18 protein-coding genes are annotated in these 16,867 nt (G+C 38.4%); 9 read left to right on the top strand and 9 right to left on the bottom strand.

Translation table 11 applies throughout. The features are described from left to right. Positions 1 to 11: 11 nt before the first annotated feature. The gene (locus H8S44_RS04165) at positions 12 to 2,006 is read right to left on the bottom strand and encodes a recombinase family protein (RefSeq protein WP_186873134.1); all 1,995 of its coding nucleotides are present in this window, start codon (positions 2,004 to 2,006) and stop codon (positions 12 to 14) included. A 337-nt stretch (positions 2,007 to 2,343) separates the two neighbouring features. Here H8S44_RS04165 and H8S44_RS16315 point away from each other — a divergent pair, with 337 nt between their 5' ends. Then, positions 2,344 to 2,529 carry a hypothetical protein gene (locus H8S44_RS16315; protein ID WP_014080774.1) on the top strand — a complete coding sequence of 62 codons (186 nt, stop codon included), beginning with the start codon at positions 2,344 to 2,346 and terminating at the stop codon, positions 2,527 to 2,529. Next, a complete protein-coding gene (locus tag H8S44_RS04155; RefSeq protein ID WP_005348504.1) occupies positions 2,522 to 3,130 on the top strand; it encodes a hypothetical protein in 609 nt (202 codons plus the stop codon). The genes H8S44_RS16315 and H8S44_RS04155 overlap by 8 nt, the downstream gene beginning before the upstream one ends. A gap of 47 nt (positions 3,131 to 3,177) precedes the next feature. Here H8S44_RS04155 and H8S44_RS16575 read toward each other — a convergent pair whose 3' ends face one another. Next, positions 3,178 to 3,312, bottom strand: coding sequence for a hypothetical protein (locus H8S44_RS16575; RefSeq protein ID WP_005348500.1), 135 nt, complete (start codon positions 3,310 to 3,312; stop codon positions 3,178 to 3,180). A gap of 250 nt (positions 3,313 to 3,562) precedes the next feature. On the opposite strand from H8S44_RS16575, the gene H8S44_RS04150 reads away from it, so the two are divergent. Next, entirely contained in the window at positions 3,563 to 5,809 is a 2,247-nt protein-coding gene (locus H8S44_RS04150; protein WP_005348498.1) for a tetratricopeptide repeat protein, read from the top strand. Positions 5,810 to 5,846: 37 nt separating this feature from the next. Here the strand turns inward: H8S44_RS04150 and H8S44_RS04145 are convergent, their stop codons facing one another. From H8S44_RS04145 to H8S44_RS04125, 5 genes are all read right to left on the bottom strand, one after another. After that, a complete protein-coding gene (locus H8S44_RS04145) occupies positions 5,847 to 6,719 on the bottom strand; it encodes an ATP-binding cassette domain-containing protein (protein ID WP_005348496.1) in 873 nt (290 codons plus the stop codon). 3 nt (positions 6,720 to 6,722) lie between these two features. After that, positions 6,723 to 7,379, bottom strand: a complete 657-nt coding sequence (locus H8S44_RS04140; protein WP_008705633.1) for a hypothetical protein — start codon at positions 7,377 to 7,379, stop codon at positions 6,723 to 6,725. Next, positions 7,376 to 8,446, bottom strand: coding sequence for an ABC transporter permease family protein (locus H8S44_RS04135; RefSeq protein WP_117688332.1), 1,071 nt, complete (start codon positions 8,444 to 8,446; stop codon positions 7,376 to 7,378). The genes H8S44_RS04140 and H8S44_RS04135 overlap by 4 nt, the downstream gene beginning before the upstream one ends. Positions 8,447 to 8,562: 116 nt before the next feature. Further along, a complete protein-coding gene (locus H8S44_RS04130) occupies positions 8,563 to 9,741 on the bottom strand; it encodes a sensor histidine kinase (protein WP_186873135.1) in 1,179 nt (392 codons plus the stop codon). Further along, positions 9,729 to 10,403, bottom strand: a complete 675-nt coding sequence (locus H8S44_RS04125) for a response regulator transcription factor (RefSeq protein WP_014080778.1) — start codon at positions 10,401 to 10,403, stop codon at positions 9,729 to 9,731. Before H8S44_RS04125 ends, H8S44_RS04130 begins: the two co-directional genes overlap by 13 nt. 220 nt (positions 10,404 to 10,623) lie before the next feature. Here H8S44_RS04125 and H8S44_RS04120 point away from each other — a divergent pair, with 220 nt between their 5' ends. The 6 genes from H8S44_RS04120 to mobQ all read left to right on the top strand — a co-directional run bounded on the left by H8S44_RS04120 (position 10,624) and on the right by mobQ (position 15,761). Continuing rightward, on the top strand, positions 10,624 to 11,541 hold the full coding sequence (locus H8S44_RS04120; RefSeq protein WP_117688329.1) for a ParM/StbA family protein: 918 nt from the start codon (positions 10,624 to 10,626) through the stop codon (positions 11,539 to 11,541). A gap of 3 nt (positions 11,542 to 11,544) precedes the next feature. Beyond that, positions 11,545 to 11,928: a hypothetical protein gene (locus H8S44_RS04115; protein WP_005348488.1), complete on the top strand. Its 384-nt coding sequence runs from the start codon at positions 11,545 to 11,547 to the stop codon at positions 11,926 to 11,928. A 24-nt stretch (positions 11,929 to 11,952) separates the two neighbouring features. After that, positions 11,953 to 12,669: a replication initiator protein A gene (locus H8S44_RS04110; protein WP_005348487.1), complete on the top strand. Its 717-nt coding sequence runs from the start codon at positions 11,953 to 11,955 to the stop codon at positions 12,667 to 12,669. Then, positions 12,666 to 13,523 (top strand): ATP-binding protein, encoded by an 858-nt coding sequence (locus H8S44_RS04105; RefSeq protein WP_055214936.1) that lies wholly within the window; start codon positions 12,666 to 12,668, stop codon positions 13,521 to 13,523. The genes H8S44_RS04110 and H8S44_RS04105 overlap by 4 nt, the downstream gene beginning before the upstream one ends. A 170-nt stretch (positions 13,524 to 13,693) precedes the next feature. Further along, a complete protein-coding gene (locus tag H8S44_RS04100; RefSeq protein WP_005348485.1) occupies positions 13,694 to 13,915 on the top strand; it encodes a DUF3847 domain-containing protein in 222 nt (73 codons plus the stop codon). Positions 13,916 to 14,051: 136 nt separating this feature from the next. Further along, complete coding sequence (gene mobQ, locus H8S44_RS04095; RefSeq protein WP_117688328.1) at positions 14,052 to 15,761, top strand: MobQ family relaxase; 1,710 nt, start codon at positions 14,052 to 14,054, stop codon at positions 15,759 to 15,761. Positions 15,762 to 15,902: 141 nt separating this feature from the next. Here mobQ and H8S44_RS04090 read toward each other — a convergent pair whose 3' ends face one another. Beyond that, entirely contained in the window at positions 15,903 to 16,283 is a 381-nt protein-coding gene (locus H8S44_RS04090; RefSeq protein WP_117688327.1) for a DUF4825 domain-containing protein, read from the bottom strand. Positions 16,284 to 16,344: 61 nt separating this feature from the next. Continuing rightward, the gene (locus H8S44_RS04085) at positions 16,345 to 16,761 is read right to left on the bottom strand and encodes a YjdF family protein (protein ID WP_005335528.1); all 417 of its coding nucleotides are present in this window, start codon (positions 16,759 to 16,761) and stop codon (positions 16,345 to 16,347) included. Positions 16,762 to 16,867 lie beyond the last annotated feature (106 nt).

Here is a 16,867-nt window from a genome sequence, read left to right as displayed (position 1 = left end):
CGCTCATGATTTTAGATAACCTCAAAATGCTTGAGGGCATCTTTAATTGCTTCCACTTTCTCCACCGTCGGATGCTTCCTCGGTTGCTTCAATTCCTCCACTGCATTAGGAGCATCATACATCGGCAAGCCCAAATCTCTTTTTACCTCTGCGATATATGCGGTATGTACTTTGAAGCCGTATTTAGCTTCTATGTACTCCTTTATCATTTTGTAGGTCACTCGTTCTTTGGGCTTATAGCTTTCGGCTCTTTTAGCGATATTATCAAGCGGAACTTTTCCCTCACCCTCACCAAACTCAACTTTTACGTTGATATGTCCGTCTGGCTTTTTGTGGGAAAGCAGTACTACCGTCTCAACGGTACTTTCGTTGTCCCAACAAAGTTCCTGTGTTTCCCTGTCTCCAAAATACACCGGAAAACGGAACTTTATGTGCTTCAGGAATCTGCCATCCGGCTGCTCCTGCTCATAAATATCCACCTGTTCTACAAAGCTGTTAAGAAATTCTTTCTTCTCCAGGTCGGTGAACTTATCATATAGTTTATCAAAATATAAAAGGAATTGATAGACGTTTTCTTCTGATATTTTCTGTTGCCGGATATTCAGCAGGCGGTTCTTGACTTCTTCTATACTGTTCTCCACGCCTTCAATCTCATCATACAAACGGTATAACCTTGTCTCCATATCCTGATATTTCTTCTCATAAAATTTATCCATGATATCCAGATTGTCCATCTGCTGTCCAAGTCTTGCTTTTGCTCCGGTCAGCTGCCTGTGCTGCTTTTCCAATCCTTCAATCTCTTTTTCTATTTCTTCTGTATCAATTCTTGAACCGATTTTATTCAGAATTGCTTCTTCAAATTTAGGATTCTTCACCAGCTTCCGAATAACTTCTTCCACTGCATTGTTAATCTTCTCCTCACTCCATTGTTTACGATATCCACATTTATGACCATCTACCAGGCGACGATGTTTGCAGGCATAATAGAAATAATCCTTATATAAAGTTCCGTCTTTCTTTTTCTTTCGGTTCACGTTTCCATACATACCACTTCCACATAACGGGCATCTCAATATTCCAGATAAAATATGCTCATGATCGAGACTATGTGTCTTTTCATATTTCACACCTGTTTTTTCCCGTTTTTGATGTGCCAGCTCCCAGTCTGTTTCTGAAACAATCCCTTCATGGATACCATCGTGCAGCATATAATTTTCCTGCTTTACAATGCGGTATTCATTTCTTGTACCAGAAACTTTCTCGTTTTTCCTTCGTCCATAAGCCAGCTTTCCACAGTATACCGGATTATCCAGAACGCCTTTTATAAATGATGCGGCAAATGCGTCCAGTGTATTATTCTGTCGTTTTTTCTTTTTATATCCATGCTGGTTCAGCCATGCGGCAATCGCAGAGATTCCCATATTGGTATGAATAAATTTGTCATAGATCAGACGAATAATCTCTGCTTCGTCCTCTGCAATCTGCAATTCTCCATTTACTAATTCATAACCATACGGAGCAAATCCACCATTCCATTTTCCTTCCCTGGCTTTCTGCTTACGTCCTTCCATTGTCTGAACAAGGATATTCTCTCGTTCGATCTCTGCCACCGCAGACAGAACAGAAATCATCAGCTTTCCACTATCTTTTGAGCTGTCAATTCCATCTTCTACACAGATCAGATTCACTCCAAAATCCTGCATCCTCTGCAGAGAGTTTAATACATCTGCTGCATTACGACCGAATCTGGAAAGCTTGAACACCAGTACAAACTGTACCTCATCTGTTCCATTCTCAATATTATCCAACATTCTCTGAAATTCCGGTCTGCCCTCTACGCTCTTTCCAGACTTACCTTCATCTGAATACTCATTTACGATTTCCATATTCTGAAATTCCGCATATCTCTTGAGTTTTTCTTTCTGAGCATCCAGACTGTAGCCATCTACCTGCATGGTTGTGGATACTCTGGTATATATATCGCATTTAATCTTTTTATTCTTCATAATCTTCCTCGCAGTATAACTCTGTTTTATTGTCCCAACCTTATTTTAGTACTTGTTCCAACTATTTTCAATACTTATTTTCCGTATTGACGCATTTCTTCGCCAATCGTATAATTAAGTTAGATACAGAGCATTTCTGTTATCAAAATATTGCCCGCCCACCATTGGCGACTTATAAATGATTGGCTCGAAAATATTGTTCGCTTACCGGAAGCGTCTAATAAATGTCCGGCTTGAAAATTATTTAGAAATAATTTCTGTTTTTGATATTGTGTTTTTATCACACATTGCATATACTATAAATACACAAAAAAGCCAAAAAAGAGGAGGTGTTAGTATGGCTACTTCAAGTATTACTCATAATTTTGTCGTATCCAATCCAAATAGCGTAAAGCGTTTTGTCGCAGCAATTGACGAAGCCGACCGTGACCGCACACCAAAGCAGACACTTCCCGGACGTCAGTTAACGAACCCACAGGAAATCTTAGCTTTAATGTCAAAAAGGAAGAAAAAACATGTCTGATAAATATTTTACCGTTAATATTCGGGCATATTTGGATAAAGACGAACCGACATATATCGGAGAGGAAAGTCTTTACGACTTACTCTCCGATTTTTCTTGTCCCAAAAATCCCGATGTGGAATACTTTTTATTACATAATGCGATTGAGTTTACCAAAAAAGATCAATCTATCACTTATCTGGTATTTGATGCTGAAGATGCTTCACTGGTTGGTTATTTTTCACTTACAATAAAACCAATCTCTGTCCGTGCTTCAAATATCAGCAAGACAATGGCAAAAAAACTGTCCCGTGTCAGTATTTTGGATGAAGAAACACAATCCTATACTACCGCAGCTTACTTGATCGCCCAGTTGGGAAAGAACTATTCTCTTCCAAAGGAAAAACGAATTCCTGGAAATATTCTACTGGGATTTGCACTGGAAACCATATCCAGTCTCAAATATTCCGTAGGTGGCGTTATGGAGTTTCTTGAATGCGAAGATAATGAATTTCTTCTGAGCTTTTATACGCAGAATCATTTCAAGCCATTTGATACGCGTATTACCGCTTCTCAGAATAATGAGCCACACACTCTGCATCAGCTTTTAAAATTTATTTGATTTAAAAATGCATGAAAAAAGCGACAGTCTGATTTACATTTTGTATTTCAGGAAACTGCCGCTTCTTTTTCTTCCTTATTCTGTTTTTCTTCCTCCAACTCCCGGAGGACTTCAGCGCCGTACTTATCAATCATCCGTACCAGAAAATCAATGCACCGCTCAAATTCAATATTCTGTTGCATAAGCTCCTCCCGTTATTGTTTTGATCTGAGCTTATTTTACAGAACCTGCCGGAAAACCACATTGAATAGAAATTGATTGTAAATTGACACAATCAATTTAAAAATATCCGCATTTTCTTGAATCGAATATATGTTCGTGTTATGATAGATATACTTAATCTTAACTACGAAAGGGGAATTTCTATTGAATCGATGCGATTTTTCTTCTATTAGCACTTGCTTAAAAAATCATATCAGCGAAAGTAATCAAATGAGTCAGCCTGATTTTTTATACGAATTATTTGAAGATTTTATGGATGATCCGGCAAATCAGGATTTTTCTATGGATAATGGTCTGGTTTGTCGTTGGCTGACCGGTCAAGCAAAGATCAGTCCCAAAATATCTGCCTACTATTCCAAACCCAGTAATCAGAAAAAACTGGCAGAAACCATTCACCAAAATCTGCTTCCATTGATGTCTGACTGCAATATGGCTATGCAGGATATATACACATTATTTATACAAGATGACACCATCTCCGATGCCAAAAAGAAAAATCTGGCTTCTCTGTACAAACCAGCCAGCTCACGTCTGCTTTTTCTTGCAAAGCTGATTTCTTTTGGCATGGAGCGACAATTTATCAAACGTGATACTAAAAATCAAAAATTAATTGCCGGAGGTGCCCTGTCACCCATTGTGCTGGATTATATTATGGACAGTGAGGTTCCGAAACCATGCCGTCATTTTATCGGAAGAGATAAAGAACTAGAAGAATTATATACCATGCTTGAGGAAAACCGTCATGTTTTTCTTTGCGGAATTGCCGGTATTGGTAAAAGCGAACTTGCCAAAGCCTACGCAAAACATTACAAAAAGCATTACACTAACATTCTATATGTAGAATATACAGGTGATCTTCATCAGGACATTACTGACATGGATTTTATTGATGATCCACCAGAAATCAGCGAACAGGAACGGTTTCAAAGACATAACCGTTTTCTGCGTTCCCTGAAATCCGATACTCTGCTTATCATAGATAATTTTAATGTCACAGCTACACAGGACAGTTTTCTGTCAGTAGTATTAAAATACCGCTGTCAGATTTTATTTACGACCAGAAGTAATCTGAATGAATACTGTACTTTTCAATTAAAAGAAATAAAGGATATAAACATTCTTTTCCAACTGACATCTGCATTTTATTCAGAAGCAGACAAGTATCGTTCGACCGTCGAAAAAATCATAGAGACCGTACACTATCATACTTTTGCTGTAGAACTGGCTGCAAAACTTTTGGAAAATGGAATTTCAACTCCAGGTCAGTTATTAGCAAAACTTCAGGAAGAAAGAGCATCTCTCGATAACGAAGATAAAATTAAGATAATCAAGGATGGTCAAAGCAGTAAAGCCACTTATTATAGTCATATCCATACTCTATTTTCACTATATGCTTTATCCCGAAAACAGCAGGATATCATGTGCAATTTGTGTTTTCTTCCTTACACTGGTATTTCTGCCCGCATATTCGCCAAATGGCTGGAACTGCCTACCTTAAATGAAATTAACGACTTGATTGAAACTGGTTTTGTGCAGACAACTACACGTCACACAATCTCCCTGCATCCTATGATTAAGGAAATTGCCCTTTCAGAGACAAAACCATCTGTAAGTAGCTGTCACATATTACTGGATTCTTTACAGAAAATATGTTTAATGCATGGAATTGAAGTCGATTATTACAAGAAGCTGTTTCAGACAGCAGGAAACATCATAGAATTGATTGAAAAAGATGATATACCAAAATATCTACTTTTTCTGGAAAATGTTTTTCCATATATGGATAATTATAATTACCAGAAAGGTATGAAAGAAATCATTCAGGAATTAAAAAATTTTTTGAAGCCTAAAGACATTGGCACCGATTCTGACCGGGCATTGTTACTGGATTTTCAGGCTACTCTTGAAATCAAGCCAGAAAAAGCAATAAAACTGGAAAAGGATGCACTTGCCCAGATAGAAAATATCACTGCTGACAATGCTCGCCTTGTTTCCAACCTTCATGCCAATCTCGGTGGACTTTACCGCATGAACGGTCATCCCGATCTTGCAAGAGAACACATGGAAAAAAGTATCTCACTGCTTGACCAATTTAACCTGCTTCATATAAATGACAGCATACCTCAGATTGCCAATTATGCAATGTTCCTGACAGAACAGCAGGAACCCGAAAGAGGCATCTCTGAATTGCAAAAATTATCCGGCATCATCAAGGAATACCATTCCGATGACTGTCTGGATTATGCCAAAGTACAGGAAACCCTTGGAACCATTTATCTGATGACTGCCAATCTTCCGCAAGCCAAAACACATTTTAAAAGAGCTTTCAAAATATATGAAAAGATCTGGGCTGATGAACCAGAAATGATTGAAGCAAAATATCAGGAAATTCAGGAGTTATATCCACAGATTGGATTTTGCATTGGAAAAAATCTATCCGGTCTTTTAACAAAATAAGCATAATTTACGGCGGGCAACTTGCCCGCCGTTATATTCAACTATTCGTCAAATAAATATATGCATCTTCCAAAGTGATATCATTATCCAGGACACAATTCTCATTTGGCTTTCCTTTGCTTAATACTTTCATATGAATTCCATTTTCTACATACTGCTTAGATGATATAGAATAATTGGCTTCTAACAAACGGGCTTCTTCTGCATTTTGTACCGTACAATTCCAAACACAGCCCTTTGCATTTTCCAGCAACCCACTCACGCTTCCAGAATATAAAAAACTTCCCTTTTTCATAATGGCAAGCTGTGTACAGGTTGCTGCTAAATCTTCTACTACATGAGTGGAAAACAGCACAGTTCTATCCTTTGAAAAATCAACCAAAAGATTGCGGATCCTGATTCTTTCTTCCGGATCTAACCCGGTGGTAGGTTCATCAATAATCAAAAAATCCGGATTATTAAGAAGTGCCTGTATGAGTCCGACACGTCTCTTCATACCACCAGATAATTGCCGCATTTTTTTATTCTGATGCTCTGTAAGAGAAGTCTTTTCCAGATAATAGGTAATTCTTTGTTCGAGGTCATTTCTGGCTACTCCTGACAGTCCCCCCATATATACAAGACATTCTTTCACCGTAAGATTCGGATATAAGTCGATTTCCTGTGGAAGATAACCAATCTTTTTCTGTATTTTCTCATAATTTCCCTCGTTATACAGAATTCCATCAAGGGAAACCATTCCTTCCGTTTGTTTTAAAACAGTTGTAAGAACCCTCATCAAAGTGGTTTTTCCGGCACCATTCTCACCCAAAAGTCCGTAAATTCCCTTAGGTATTTCAAGAGATGCCTTATTTACTGCAACTACACCATTTTTAAATCTAACTGTTAAATCATTTATTCTAATACTCATAATCTATCCTCTTTTCTTTAAAGTCATTGGTAATACTGCAAATAAAAACAGCCCCGCTATAAAAGACACAAGCGTTCCATAAATCCAACTCTCGGACATTAATTGAGTAGGTTCACAAAAGCTGAAAGAAAACAATCCCAGATTTCCGAAAAATGAACTTCCCGCTTTTGATATAAGTCCAATGACAATTCCAAATAAACATCCAATACCTGCCCACATATTTCGAAGCAATGTACACAAAATCACAGAGCATATACTCCAAAGCCAGATAGTTCCAAACATTGCAATGAAATATAAAAGAAATATCTGAATACCCGAAATGCCTTCGTTTACACTGCCCGGTTTTTGCCAGAAAAACAAAACATATCCAACACAGGAAAGTATTAATAAATATAATATTTGAACGCCCACTCTCTGCGATATTACTTTTAACTGCTTTTTTTGATCATACAAATGAAATACATCGGCACGCTTACTTTTTACTTCCATCAAATATGTGTCACTACAAAAAATAATTGTTAAAAATGCTATTGGCGACTGAATCGCTGAACCGATTTCTTCATAGTATATAATCGGATGAATAGCACACAATATCAGTATAAATGCACATGAATAAAAAATCTTATATAACGACAGGCAGTTTTTTAGTTCCGTTTTCAATGAACCCTCCTCCTTTTCCAGATTGTAACAGAAATACATACTAATATAACTGATGAAATTACAAGAATAATCTGATTTATGTTTGACATTTTGGCTACATGTGTTTCAAAAAATCTGCCAGGGAATCGCACCATAATAGAGAACGGTCTCATATAATAAATATCATTCTTCATGGTCAGCATATTTGAATATATAATGTGTAAAAACAAGATTGGTGCTGCCGGAAGCGGATTTTTAAATATTACTGCTGTAATTGTATAGACACAACATATCATCAAAAGATTCGGAATAATATAGATCAGAGAATTCACGCAAAAATCAATTGGTGTTACTGGAAAGCCCGATTCTAAAGACGTTTTCAAACACAGCATAAAGAATATAACATTCAAAATCACTAATACTCCCAGCATACTAATGAATCCGCTTATTACTTTCCCACATATATATTGGACTGCCGTAACAGGCTTTGTATGTAATAATTCATAGGTACTTTTTCGTGTATCCTGAATAAATAAAAATGATAGCAAGACTGTTGCAAAAAAAGCCATATGCAATCCTGCAAAATCCGTAAATTTTTTGGCAAAGTACCAGGAAAAAGAATGTTCAGATAATTTCCGCTCGATATAATGATTGATTTCTTCTGCTGTCCCCTTATGAATTTCAAGGTCATCATAAGCATATATTGCATTATAATAGCCATATTGGGATTCCAAAAACTCAGAAGCAGTCTTTACATCCATATTCTGAATTTCTTTCATTACATGATCTGCTTCCTGCCTGCTAAATCCAAAACCATTTTTGGAGGTGTCCATTAACGTCTCTTTGATCGTATCTTCCCACTCCCTTCTTCTTTCTTTATCATCAGATGTGGGAATGTACCCATCCATGACATCAGCATCTTCCAATGCTACGTCATTTTGTGTGATCTTTTCATTCGGTTTGATATAATGAATTTGCAAATACGATGACAGACATTGATACATACTGGCAACTATAATAATCAAGCCAATCCACAAAACAGGGTTCTTTAAATAATCAAGTATACTTCTTTTTATGATTGTTTTCATTGTATCTCTTCCTTTCTTTATTTCTTTAACAACATCATACAAATCAATTCTCAATAAATTCACAACAAAAAAGACTAAAACCACTTTATTTGTGATTTCAGCCTTATAAAGTATTTTTATTCAGCTTTGAAAAGAGTTTCTACATGAGCACCGCCTTGTCTGGCATTATATATTTTCAAATTTCCTCCATGCTTTTCACAGAAAATACGAGAAATATACATACCAAGGCCAAAATGCTTTAAATCATCTTGTGGATTCTTATGATAAAATGGTTCTGTTACTTTTTCCTCAGTATCCACAAACCCTATTCCATCATCTTCAACAGAAATTATAAGAAAACCATCCTTTTTCTTTATCTGCAAAGCAATACTTTTTTGTGCATATCGAACCGCATTTTCCAGTAAGTTGTCTGTCACTTCCATGACAAGTTCCTCATCCACTTTCACAATGTTTTGTTCCTGCACTCTTTCTACCTTACATAATTTACTTTCCTTCTTGGACAGCATGGCAGCTTCTGCCTCAATCTTTTTTGCCAGTTCCGATAATTCTATCTCTGAGCATTGCAGTTCCCTCTGTTCTAAATGGGACATTTTTCTCATGTTTTCCGTGAAATGCTCTATACGGTCAATCTGATACATGCCTGTTTGTAAGATATCAATAACATCCTCTGTTTTTATACTCTCAGAAGAAACAAACTCTAAGAGCATTTCCTGATACCCTCGCAATATGGAAAGTGGAGAACGTATATCATGTGCAATTGCATTCCGCAAAGCCTTCTCGTCATCAATCATTCGCCACATCTTTCTGTTGTTATCTGCTAAAGCACTTCGCATCATTTCAAATTCTTTACACAAAGTTCCCATCTCATCTTTATTTTCATAGGACACATGAAAATCCAGTTCATTATCTGCAATCATTTGTGAGGCATCTTTTAGTTCCTGTAGAGGTGTCTTTAACTTATTTTTATAAAAAAAGAATACCGCAACAACACTCCCAACAATCGAAAAAATCAGTACCGAATATGTTTCCATAAAGTCACACATTTCCGAAAGATGATAGTCCAAACGATTCATCTGCGATTGATTAGGTCTTGATATCTCAATCTCGTATTTCTTTCCATATTGCTGAAACACGTCCGTATAATCTGCATAATCAATATATTTTTCCCATATTTTATTCTGCATATTTCCTGCAAAATGAACTGTAAATCCAGATAACAGAAATGCTGCCGTTAAGCTGATCACAAAATAAAGCAGAATTGTTTTTTTCAGTGACAAGTTTCTTATTTTTTCCATCGGTATCCAATCCCCCATACAGTTTCTATGTATTCTTTTTCTGAATAATCCGCTATTTTTTTCCTTATACGCCGTACTAATTCCGTTATCGTTCTACTGTCCCCTTCCGCATCATATCCACAGACTTGTGCATATATACGTTCTTTATCAAACACCTGCCCTGGATGCATGGATAAGAATTCAATAATCTGATATTCAATTTTTGTGAACTCCATCCTGTGTCCGGCTATAGCTACTATTTTTTCAGAATAATCAATCAGCATTTCATCCATGAAACGGTATTCCGTTTTTTGTTGATGCCTTTCTTCTCTCTTTATGTTTGTGACAATCCTTGCTTCCAACTCCCGAAGACTAAATGGTTTCGTAATATAATCATCCCCACCTGAAAGCAACCCATTAATTTTATCATCTTCGTCAACTCTTGCTGTCAGAAATAAAATTGGACATAACACTTTACTGCGTATCAGACGACATACTTCAATCCCATCCATGCGTGGCATATTGATATCCAACAAAATAATATCCGGTTTCATTTTTATTTTATTTAATGCTTCCATTCCATCTGTAGCCGTAATGGTTTCATATTGTTTCATATTAAAATAACTACAAAGCATTTTCACCAATTCTTTATCATCATCGACAACTAAAATCTTGTATTTCATCCAAACCACCTCCAGTATCCATATTATACGATAAAAAACAATGAAATCACAACAAGAGTACATGAAGAACGTAAGCACAATATATCTTTTTTCTCAATTCCTGCTCAATTTCCCCTCAATGCCTTTTTCCTCCGATTTTCGTATGCTTATCCCACAGCAGAGCAGTACCACACCGGTACGACCTGCTGAATCAATCAATACGAAAACGGAGGTATTTTTTATGCGAGAACTCAGAAACACCAAAATCATTGCTGTAGATCATGGCTACGGCAATATGAAAACAGCAAACACCGTCACCCCAACTGGCATCAAAGCCTATGAAACTGAACCAATCTTCACCGGGAATATTCTGGAATACAACGGCATTTACTACCGGATCGGCGAAGGACACAAAGAATTTATCCCGGATAAAGCTATGGACGAAGAATATTATCTTCTGACGCTAATGGCTATTGCAAGGGAACTGAATGTCTTTTCCATCCGTGAAGCAGATGTTCATCTGGCTGCCGGACTTCCTCTGACATGGATCAGAAATCAAAGAGAAGCTTTTCGTTCCTATCTGCTCCAGAATCCAGAAGTCCATTACCGTTTCAACGGCAAAGAATATCATCTCCGCTTTGTGGGATGTAGCCTTTACCCACAGGGATATCCGGCTATTGTAAACCACCTTGGAAATTTCAAGGGAACTAATCTCCTTGCAGATATCGGAAACGGAACCATGAACATTCTGTATATCAACAATAAGAAAGCACAAGAAAGCCGATGCTGGACAGAAAAACTTGGTGTAAACCAATGCATGATTGCTGCAAAGAACGCTGTTCTGGACAAATTTGGAGTGAAGATTGAAGAATCTACAGTAGAACAGATTCTGCGGTTTGGAACAGCTGACATTTCAGCACCATATATGGATTGTATCAGTTCTATTGCCAGACAGTATGTGGCAGAACTTTTTTCCACACTCCGCAAATATGAATACAATCCTGACCTAATGCGCCTGTATGTAGTTGGCGGCGGTGGATGTCTGATCCGTAACTTCGGAACGTATGACAAATTACGAGTCACCATCATTGATGACATCTGCGCCACCGCCAAAGGTTACGAATCTCTGGCTTATATGAGCCTGAAAAGGAGGGGATAAACCATGCAGAACAATATCCGCAACACAAACCTGCGCTTTAATCTGGACAAAGAACAGCAACGGAGAGCCTGGGAATATTTACAGACGATGGACAGGCAGGATTTTAAATCTTACAGTCAGGTAATCTCTCTTGCACTGGTAGATTATTTTGACCGCTACTACCGCACACAGGCTGATCCTTATCTGGAAACAAGAGAACGGGAAGAACTTTTTGTGAAACAGATTGTAGATGCAGTGGAAAACAGTCTGAAACAGGCATTGCCACTTTTTCTTTCCGGACTGACTGCAGGCATGGCGCAAAGGGAGCCCCAAATCAGGGCATCCTTTCCAGCACCTGAAAATTCACAGCCAGATAGTGATGTAGACTGGGATTTTCTTGGGGAATAAACCCTTTTGATTGGAGGTGAACACATGACTGACTTTCTGACAGCAGACACCAACCTGCCATCTTATATGATGTTTCCCCGTTTCCTTCTGGACATGGAAATAAACGAAACTGCCAAAATGCTTTATATTATCCTGCTCGACCGGGCAAGGCTTTCCCAGAAAAATGAGGGGTGGTCAGATACAGACGGTCATGTGTTCATTTACTTTACGATTGAAGCACTGGCAGAAGTTCTCCACAAAAGCCAGATGACGGTTAAAACTGCTCTGGCAGTACTGGAAAAACAGGAGCTTATCTTCCGAAAACGGCAGGGTCCCGGACAGCCCAATCGGATTTATGTAAAACTCCCAAAAGAAACCATCCACTATACAGACAGATTTCTTTCCCTAAGACAGACAAAAAACTGTCCTATTGACAGACAGGATTCTTTCCCTGATACAGACAGAAAACTGTCTGGTAATAAGAAAGAGATAAAAAAGAACAATTTAGCAATAAGAGGGAGTAAGGAGCCACTCTCACCCTATGGAAAATTTCAAAATGTTTTTCTGTCAGAAAAAGAGCTTGAAGATATCCGGCAGACAATCCCTGACTGGAAGGATTATATTGAACGCTTATCCGGTTATATGGCTTCTACCGGAAAGCAATATCAGAACCACGCAGCTACCATCATCAGTTGGGCAAGACAGGATCATCCTGCTTCCCGACAACGAAATTACGAAAGTGAGGAATACGAAACATTATGACAAAATTTATAGAAAAACCAACAGCTATAACCCCAAACAGAGAGCTTCAGTCTGATGAATATTTTAACGAAACAGACCACCTGATCTACTGTTCCAAATGCAATACGCCAAGGCAATGCAGGCATGAATTACAGGGAAAGGTTCTTATTCCTTCCATCCGCTGTAAATGCCAGCAGGAAATCTTTGAGCAGGAAGAAGCCCAGAGAAAACTTCATGAAAAACAAATGGAAATAGAGCATCTTAAAACCAGCGGCTTACAGGACAAAGCACTCTATGACTACACTTTTGCCAGGGATAACGGCATCAATCCGGAAATAAAACTGGCACACAATTATGTAAGCAACTGGGAAGAGATGAGAGCAAATGCTTCCGGACTTCTCATCTGGGGTGATGTCGGTACTGGAAAATCTTTTTTTGCAGGCTGCATTGCCAATGCCCTTCTGGAAAAAGGCGTTCCTGTACTGATGACCAACTTTTCCCGAATTCTAAATACCCTTACCGGAATGCATTTTGAAGACAGAAACCAGTTCATCAACAGCTTAAACCGCTACAGTCTTCTGATTATTGATGATCTCGGAATTGAGCGGAACTCTGACTTTGCACTGGAACAGGTATTCAATGTGATCGACAGTCGTTACCGCAGTAAAAAGCCCCTGATCATAACGACCAATCTCACTTTATCAGAGCTGAATAACGCCGCTGATATCGCACACAAACGAATTTATGACCGTATTCTGGAGAGATGTATTCCTGTCCGTATCAATAACCGGAATATTCGTCAGGACAATGCAACAGCTAATTTAAAACAGGCAAAAAGAATTCTGTTAAACAATCATGCTCCGAACCAGAACTGAAGCAAAGAAGCATAACACGATAATTATTCTTCACTGACAGTGGTACTACTTTCTTTCCTTATTTATCACCAGAAACATGCCACTGTCAGTTATCCGAAACTATAGTACCAAACCATAAGATTTTAAAACCAATACTGCCCGGATACGGGCATAAAAAGGAGGTGCCAGATATGGCAGATAAAAAAATCATGACACCGGAAGAAAAAGCACTTTTACAGGCAAGACACCGCCAAGAAGAAGCCGAAGCAAGAAATCGCAAAAAAGAACGTGATGCCAGAACACACCGATTAGTCCAGGAAGGAGCCATTTTGGAAAGTATTGTTCCCCATATTAAAGAAATGGATTTGGATTCCCTGAAACGGGAGCTGATAATCCGGCTACGAGGAATGTAAACGCACAAGTTCTACTCCCGAAGGGCGCACTTACTCACCACCCGATAAATCGGGCGGTGGTATCCCCTACGGGGCTCGTGCGCTCTGCCGAGGGCTTTTCCGCTGTTGCAGGCAACATCGAAAGGAGGTGCCAGATATGGCAATTTATCATATGCAAGCCAAAGTTGTCAGCCGTGGTTCCGGACGTTCCGCTGTCGCAGCTTCTGCTTATATGAGCTGCAGCCGGATGTACAATGATTACGATGGCATCCAGCATGATTACACCAGAAAGCATGGACTCATTTATCAGGAAGTATTGCTTCCACCGATGGCTTCACCAGAATGGAAAGACCGTGAACAACTCTGGAATGCTGTGGAAGCTGCAGAAAAAACAAAAGACAGCCGACTGGCAAGGGAATTTGTTGTCGCACTTCCCGTTGAATTAGATAAGGACAGTAATATTTCTCTTCTAAAAGATTTTATTCAAAAGAACTTTGTAGATATGGGCATGTGCGCTGACTTTGCTATTCACGATACGGATGGACACAATCCTCATGCACACATTCTGCTTACCGTCCGTCCACTGAACGAAAACGGAACATGGCAGTATAAAACAGAAAAAGAATATCTCTGCATAAAAAATGGAGAAGAAAAAGGATTTACAGCTACTGAATTCAAAGCTGCTCAAAAAGATGGCTGGGAAAAGCAATACAGATATAAAGTTGGGAAAAAGAAAGTTTATATGACCGCATCTGTCGCACAGGAAAAAGGCTATGACCGCATCGACAAGCATCCAAAAAGCAGCCGCTATGGCAGACAGAATCCCATTTCTGAACAATGGAACAGTGATGAGCAACTCTGTATCTGGAGAGCAAACTGGGCAGATACTGTAAATGAAATGCTTGCCCACAATCAGATAAATGCATCCATTGATCACCGCAGCTTTGCAGATCAGGGAATCACCGAACAGCCGACCATCCACGAAGGCTATATTGCTCAAAACATGGAAAAGAAAGGAATGATAGCTGACCGCTGTGAAATCAACCGCCAGATTCGTGCAGATAACCAAATGCTCCGGGAATTAAAAGCTCAGGTAGAGAAACTGGCTCAAGCTGTCAAAAATTCTATTCCTGTAATTGCAGAAACAATGGAAACTATCCGAAATCATATGATCTTTACACAATATCATTTACTTCATAATGAGATGCAAAAAGAAGTAATTCATGATTGGATGAATCATTTTAATCCAATACTGAATAAATACAACACCGTTAAAAAGAAACTCAAAGCTAAAGTTACAGAACGGAAAGAGCTGAATGTAGAAAAAGAGAAAACCAGTATTTTGAATCCCATCCAGCATATAAAATTGAATCAGCAGCTTACAACTGTTACCGAAGAAATTGAAGAACTGAAATCAAGGAAAGAGCAGCTAATCTTCCAGGCACAATGCTCTACTGATAAAGATATGATGAATCTATCCAAGAAATATGACCAGATGAATAACAATCTTGATATTCTTGATTCTCAGGACATCTCCCTTAAAAAACAGCTTGAAAAAGACGCCGTTGCTTTCCGGGAAGAAAAATTTCGTCCTGATCCAGAACAATACACAGAATTGCTGGACACCAGAATCCAGATACGTCCTGATTTTCGGGATAAGCTGATCGAACAGCTTAAAGGTACTTTCGGTAAATATTATGACTATCACCGTCGTGATATTGCAGCCAATGAGGTGGATTATCTCAATGTGGAAGATCCTGATGTCTTCTCCCATCGTGCATGGGAACTGAAATATCAGAGGAAACGGGAAATACGGCGAAATCAGCCTGCTCAATCTAAGAAAAAATCACATGATATGGAATTGTAACCGTCTTTGAATAGATAATATGTTCTTACAAATCTCTTGTTCAAAAATGAGTTTTTTTCAAAAAAGCGTATGGATTTAAAACTTCCATACGCCTTTTTATATTCCGTTCTTCAAATTGTCTAAAAGTTGACTAAAAATATATCACCGTTCATATGATGCAATAATTTCTTTGCTATCTGCTGTTTTATAATCAATTGTTCCCAAATTACCAATCAAGTCAAATGTCATATCTGCATTAACCTGCAATTGATCTTCAAGTTTGACTGCCGACGGCTCATCTTTTAGAAAAACTGTTAATCCATAAGGCTCTGTTTCAGACTGTATCTCTATACTGTCATATGAGTATCCCTCTGGATACTCTTGACCGCTTACAATATTTATAACATTTGAAGAATCTCCTACATAATCTGTCTTATACTGCGATAAATCAGGAATTTCGTACAATTTTTCTTTTTTTCCGCACGCTGAAATCAACATGATTGACATGGCGACTAACATAATTGCAAGTACTTTTTTCTTCATAGAAACACCTCCCGAAAGCTTTATTCAACACTTTTCGATTTGAGTAAAAGGCCAAGGGACTTTAATGTCCCTTATGCTTTTCTCTTTTCTTTCGCTGTTTCAGTTCAAACATTCGCTGCTCTTCTGCCTCTTTTTTCTTGCGTCTTTTCTCTTTGCGTTCCTGCTTGTTCTGTTCCTGCTGTAATTTCAACGCCTGTTGCGATTTTGTACCAATGCCTATTTCCAGCATCTGCTTCTTTACTTCCCGCTGCATCCGTTTCGGATTTCTTTTGATATCCTTTACAACAGTTTCAACAACCGAACTGAATTTCAAACTGAAATAGCACTTTTGAATATATTCCTGTACTTCATAATCTTTTGGCTCTGCACCAAATGTTACCTTTGCCACAGATAGTTTACCATCTTCGATGCGTTCAAAGATTCCCACCCAAAACGGCTCTTCAAAAAATACTGTCAGCTTTCCATTTACTTTGTCCATAAGAATCCCTCCTAAAATTGATTGAACAAAGAATGGACAACCCGGAGGGGCAGGTTACTTACCCTATTTATATAGGACGGCCGGGCTACCTACCGGCTCTGGCACA

This window comes from Anaerosacchariphilus hominis (assembly GCF_014290175.1).
In the GTDB taxonomy this organism is placed as follows: domain Bacteria; phylum Bacillota; class Clostridia; order Lachnospirales; family Lachnospiraceae; genus Laedolimicola; species Laedolimicola hominis.
Note: the sequence above shows the minus strand (reverse complement) of the source record. Positions and strands in the feature narration are given on the sequence as shown.

Coding starts and splice junctions, on each gene's coding strand:
- H8S44_RS04165 (WP_186873134.1), bottom strand. CDS start 2,006: ATGAAGAATAAAAAGATTAAATGCGATATATATACCAGAGTATCCACA.
- H8S44_RS16315 (WP_014080774.1), top strand. CDS start 2,344: ATGGCTACTTCAAGTATTACTCATAATTTTGTCGTATCCAATCCAAAT.
- H8S44_RS04155 (WP_005348504.1), top strand. CDS start 2,522: ATGTCTGATAAATATTTTACCGTTAATATTCGGGCATATTTGGATAAA.
- H8S44_RS16575 (WP_005348500.1), bottom strand. CDS start 3,312: ATGCAACAGAATATTGAATTTGAGCGGTGCATTGATTTTCTGGTACGG.
- H8S44_RS04150 (WP_005348498.1), top strand. CDS start 3,563: ATGAGTCAGCCTGATTTTTTATACGAATTATTTGAAGATTTTATGGAT.
- H8S44_RS04145 (WP_005348496.1), bottom strand. CDS start 6,719: ATGAGTATTAGAATAAATGATTTAACAGTTAGATTTAAAAATGGTGTA.
- H8S44_RS04135 (WP_117688332.1), bottom strand. CDS start 8,446: ATGAAAACAATCATAAAAAGAAGTATACTTGATTATTTAAAGAACCCT.
- H8S44_RS04130 (WP_186873135.1), bottom strand. CDS start 9,741: ATGGAAAAAATAAGAAACTTGTCACTGAAAAAAACAATTCTGCTTTAT.
- H8S44_RS04125 (WP_014080778.1), bottom strand. CDS start 10,403: ATGAAATACAAGATTTTAGTTGTCGATGATGATAAAGAATTGGTGAAA.
- H8S44_RS04120 (WP_117688329.1), top strand. CDS start 10,624: ATGCGAGAACTCAGAAACACCAAAATCATTGCTGTAGATCATGGCTAC.
- H8S44_RS04115 (WP_005348488.1), top strand. CDS start 11,545: ATGCAGAACAATATCCGCAACACAAACCTGCGCTTTAATCTGGACAAA.
- H8S44_RS04110 (WP_005348487.1), top strand. CDS start 11,953: ATGACTGACTTTCTGACAGCAGACACCAACCTGCCATCTTATATGATG.
- H8S44_RS04105 (WP_055214936.1), top strand. CDS start 12,666: ATGACAAAATTTATAGAAAAACCAACAGCTATAACCCCAAACAGAGAG.
- H8S44_RS04100 (WP_005348485.1), top strand. CDS start 13,694: ATGGCAGATAAAAAAATCATGACACCGGAAGAAAAAGCACTTTTACAG.
- mobQ (WP_117688328.1), top strand. CDS start 14,052: ATGGCAATTTATCATATGCAAGCCAAAGTTGTCAGCCGTGGTTCCGGA.
- H8S44_RS04090 (WP_117688327.1), bottom strand. CDS start 16,283: ATGAAGAAAAAAGTACTTGCAATTATGTTAGTCGCCATGTCAATCATG.
- H8S44_RS04085 (WP_005335528.1), bottom strand. CDS start 16,761: ATGGACAAAGTAAATGGAAAGCTGACAGTATTTTTTGAAGAGCCGTTT.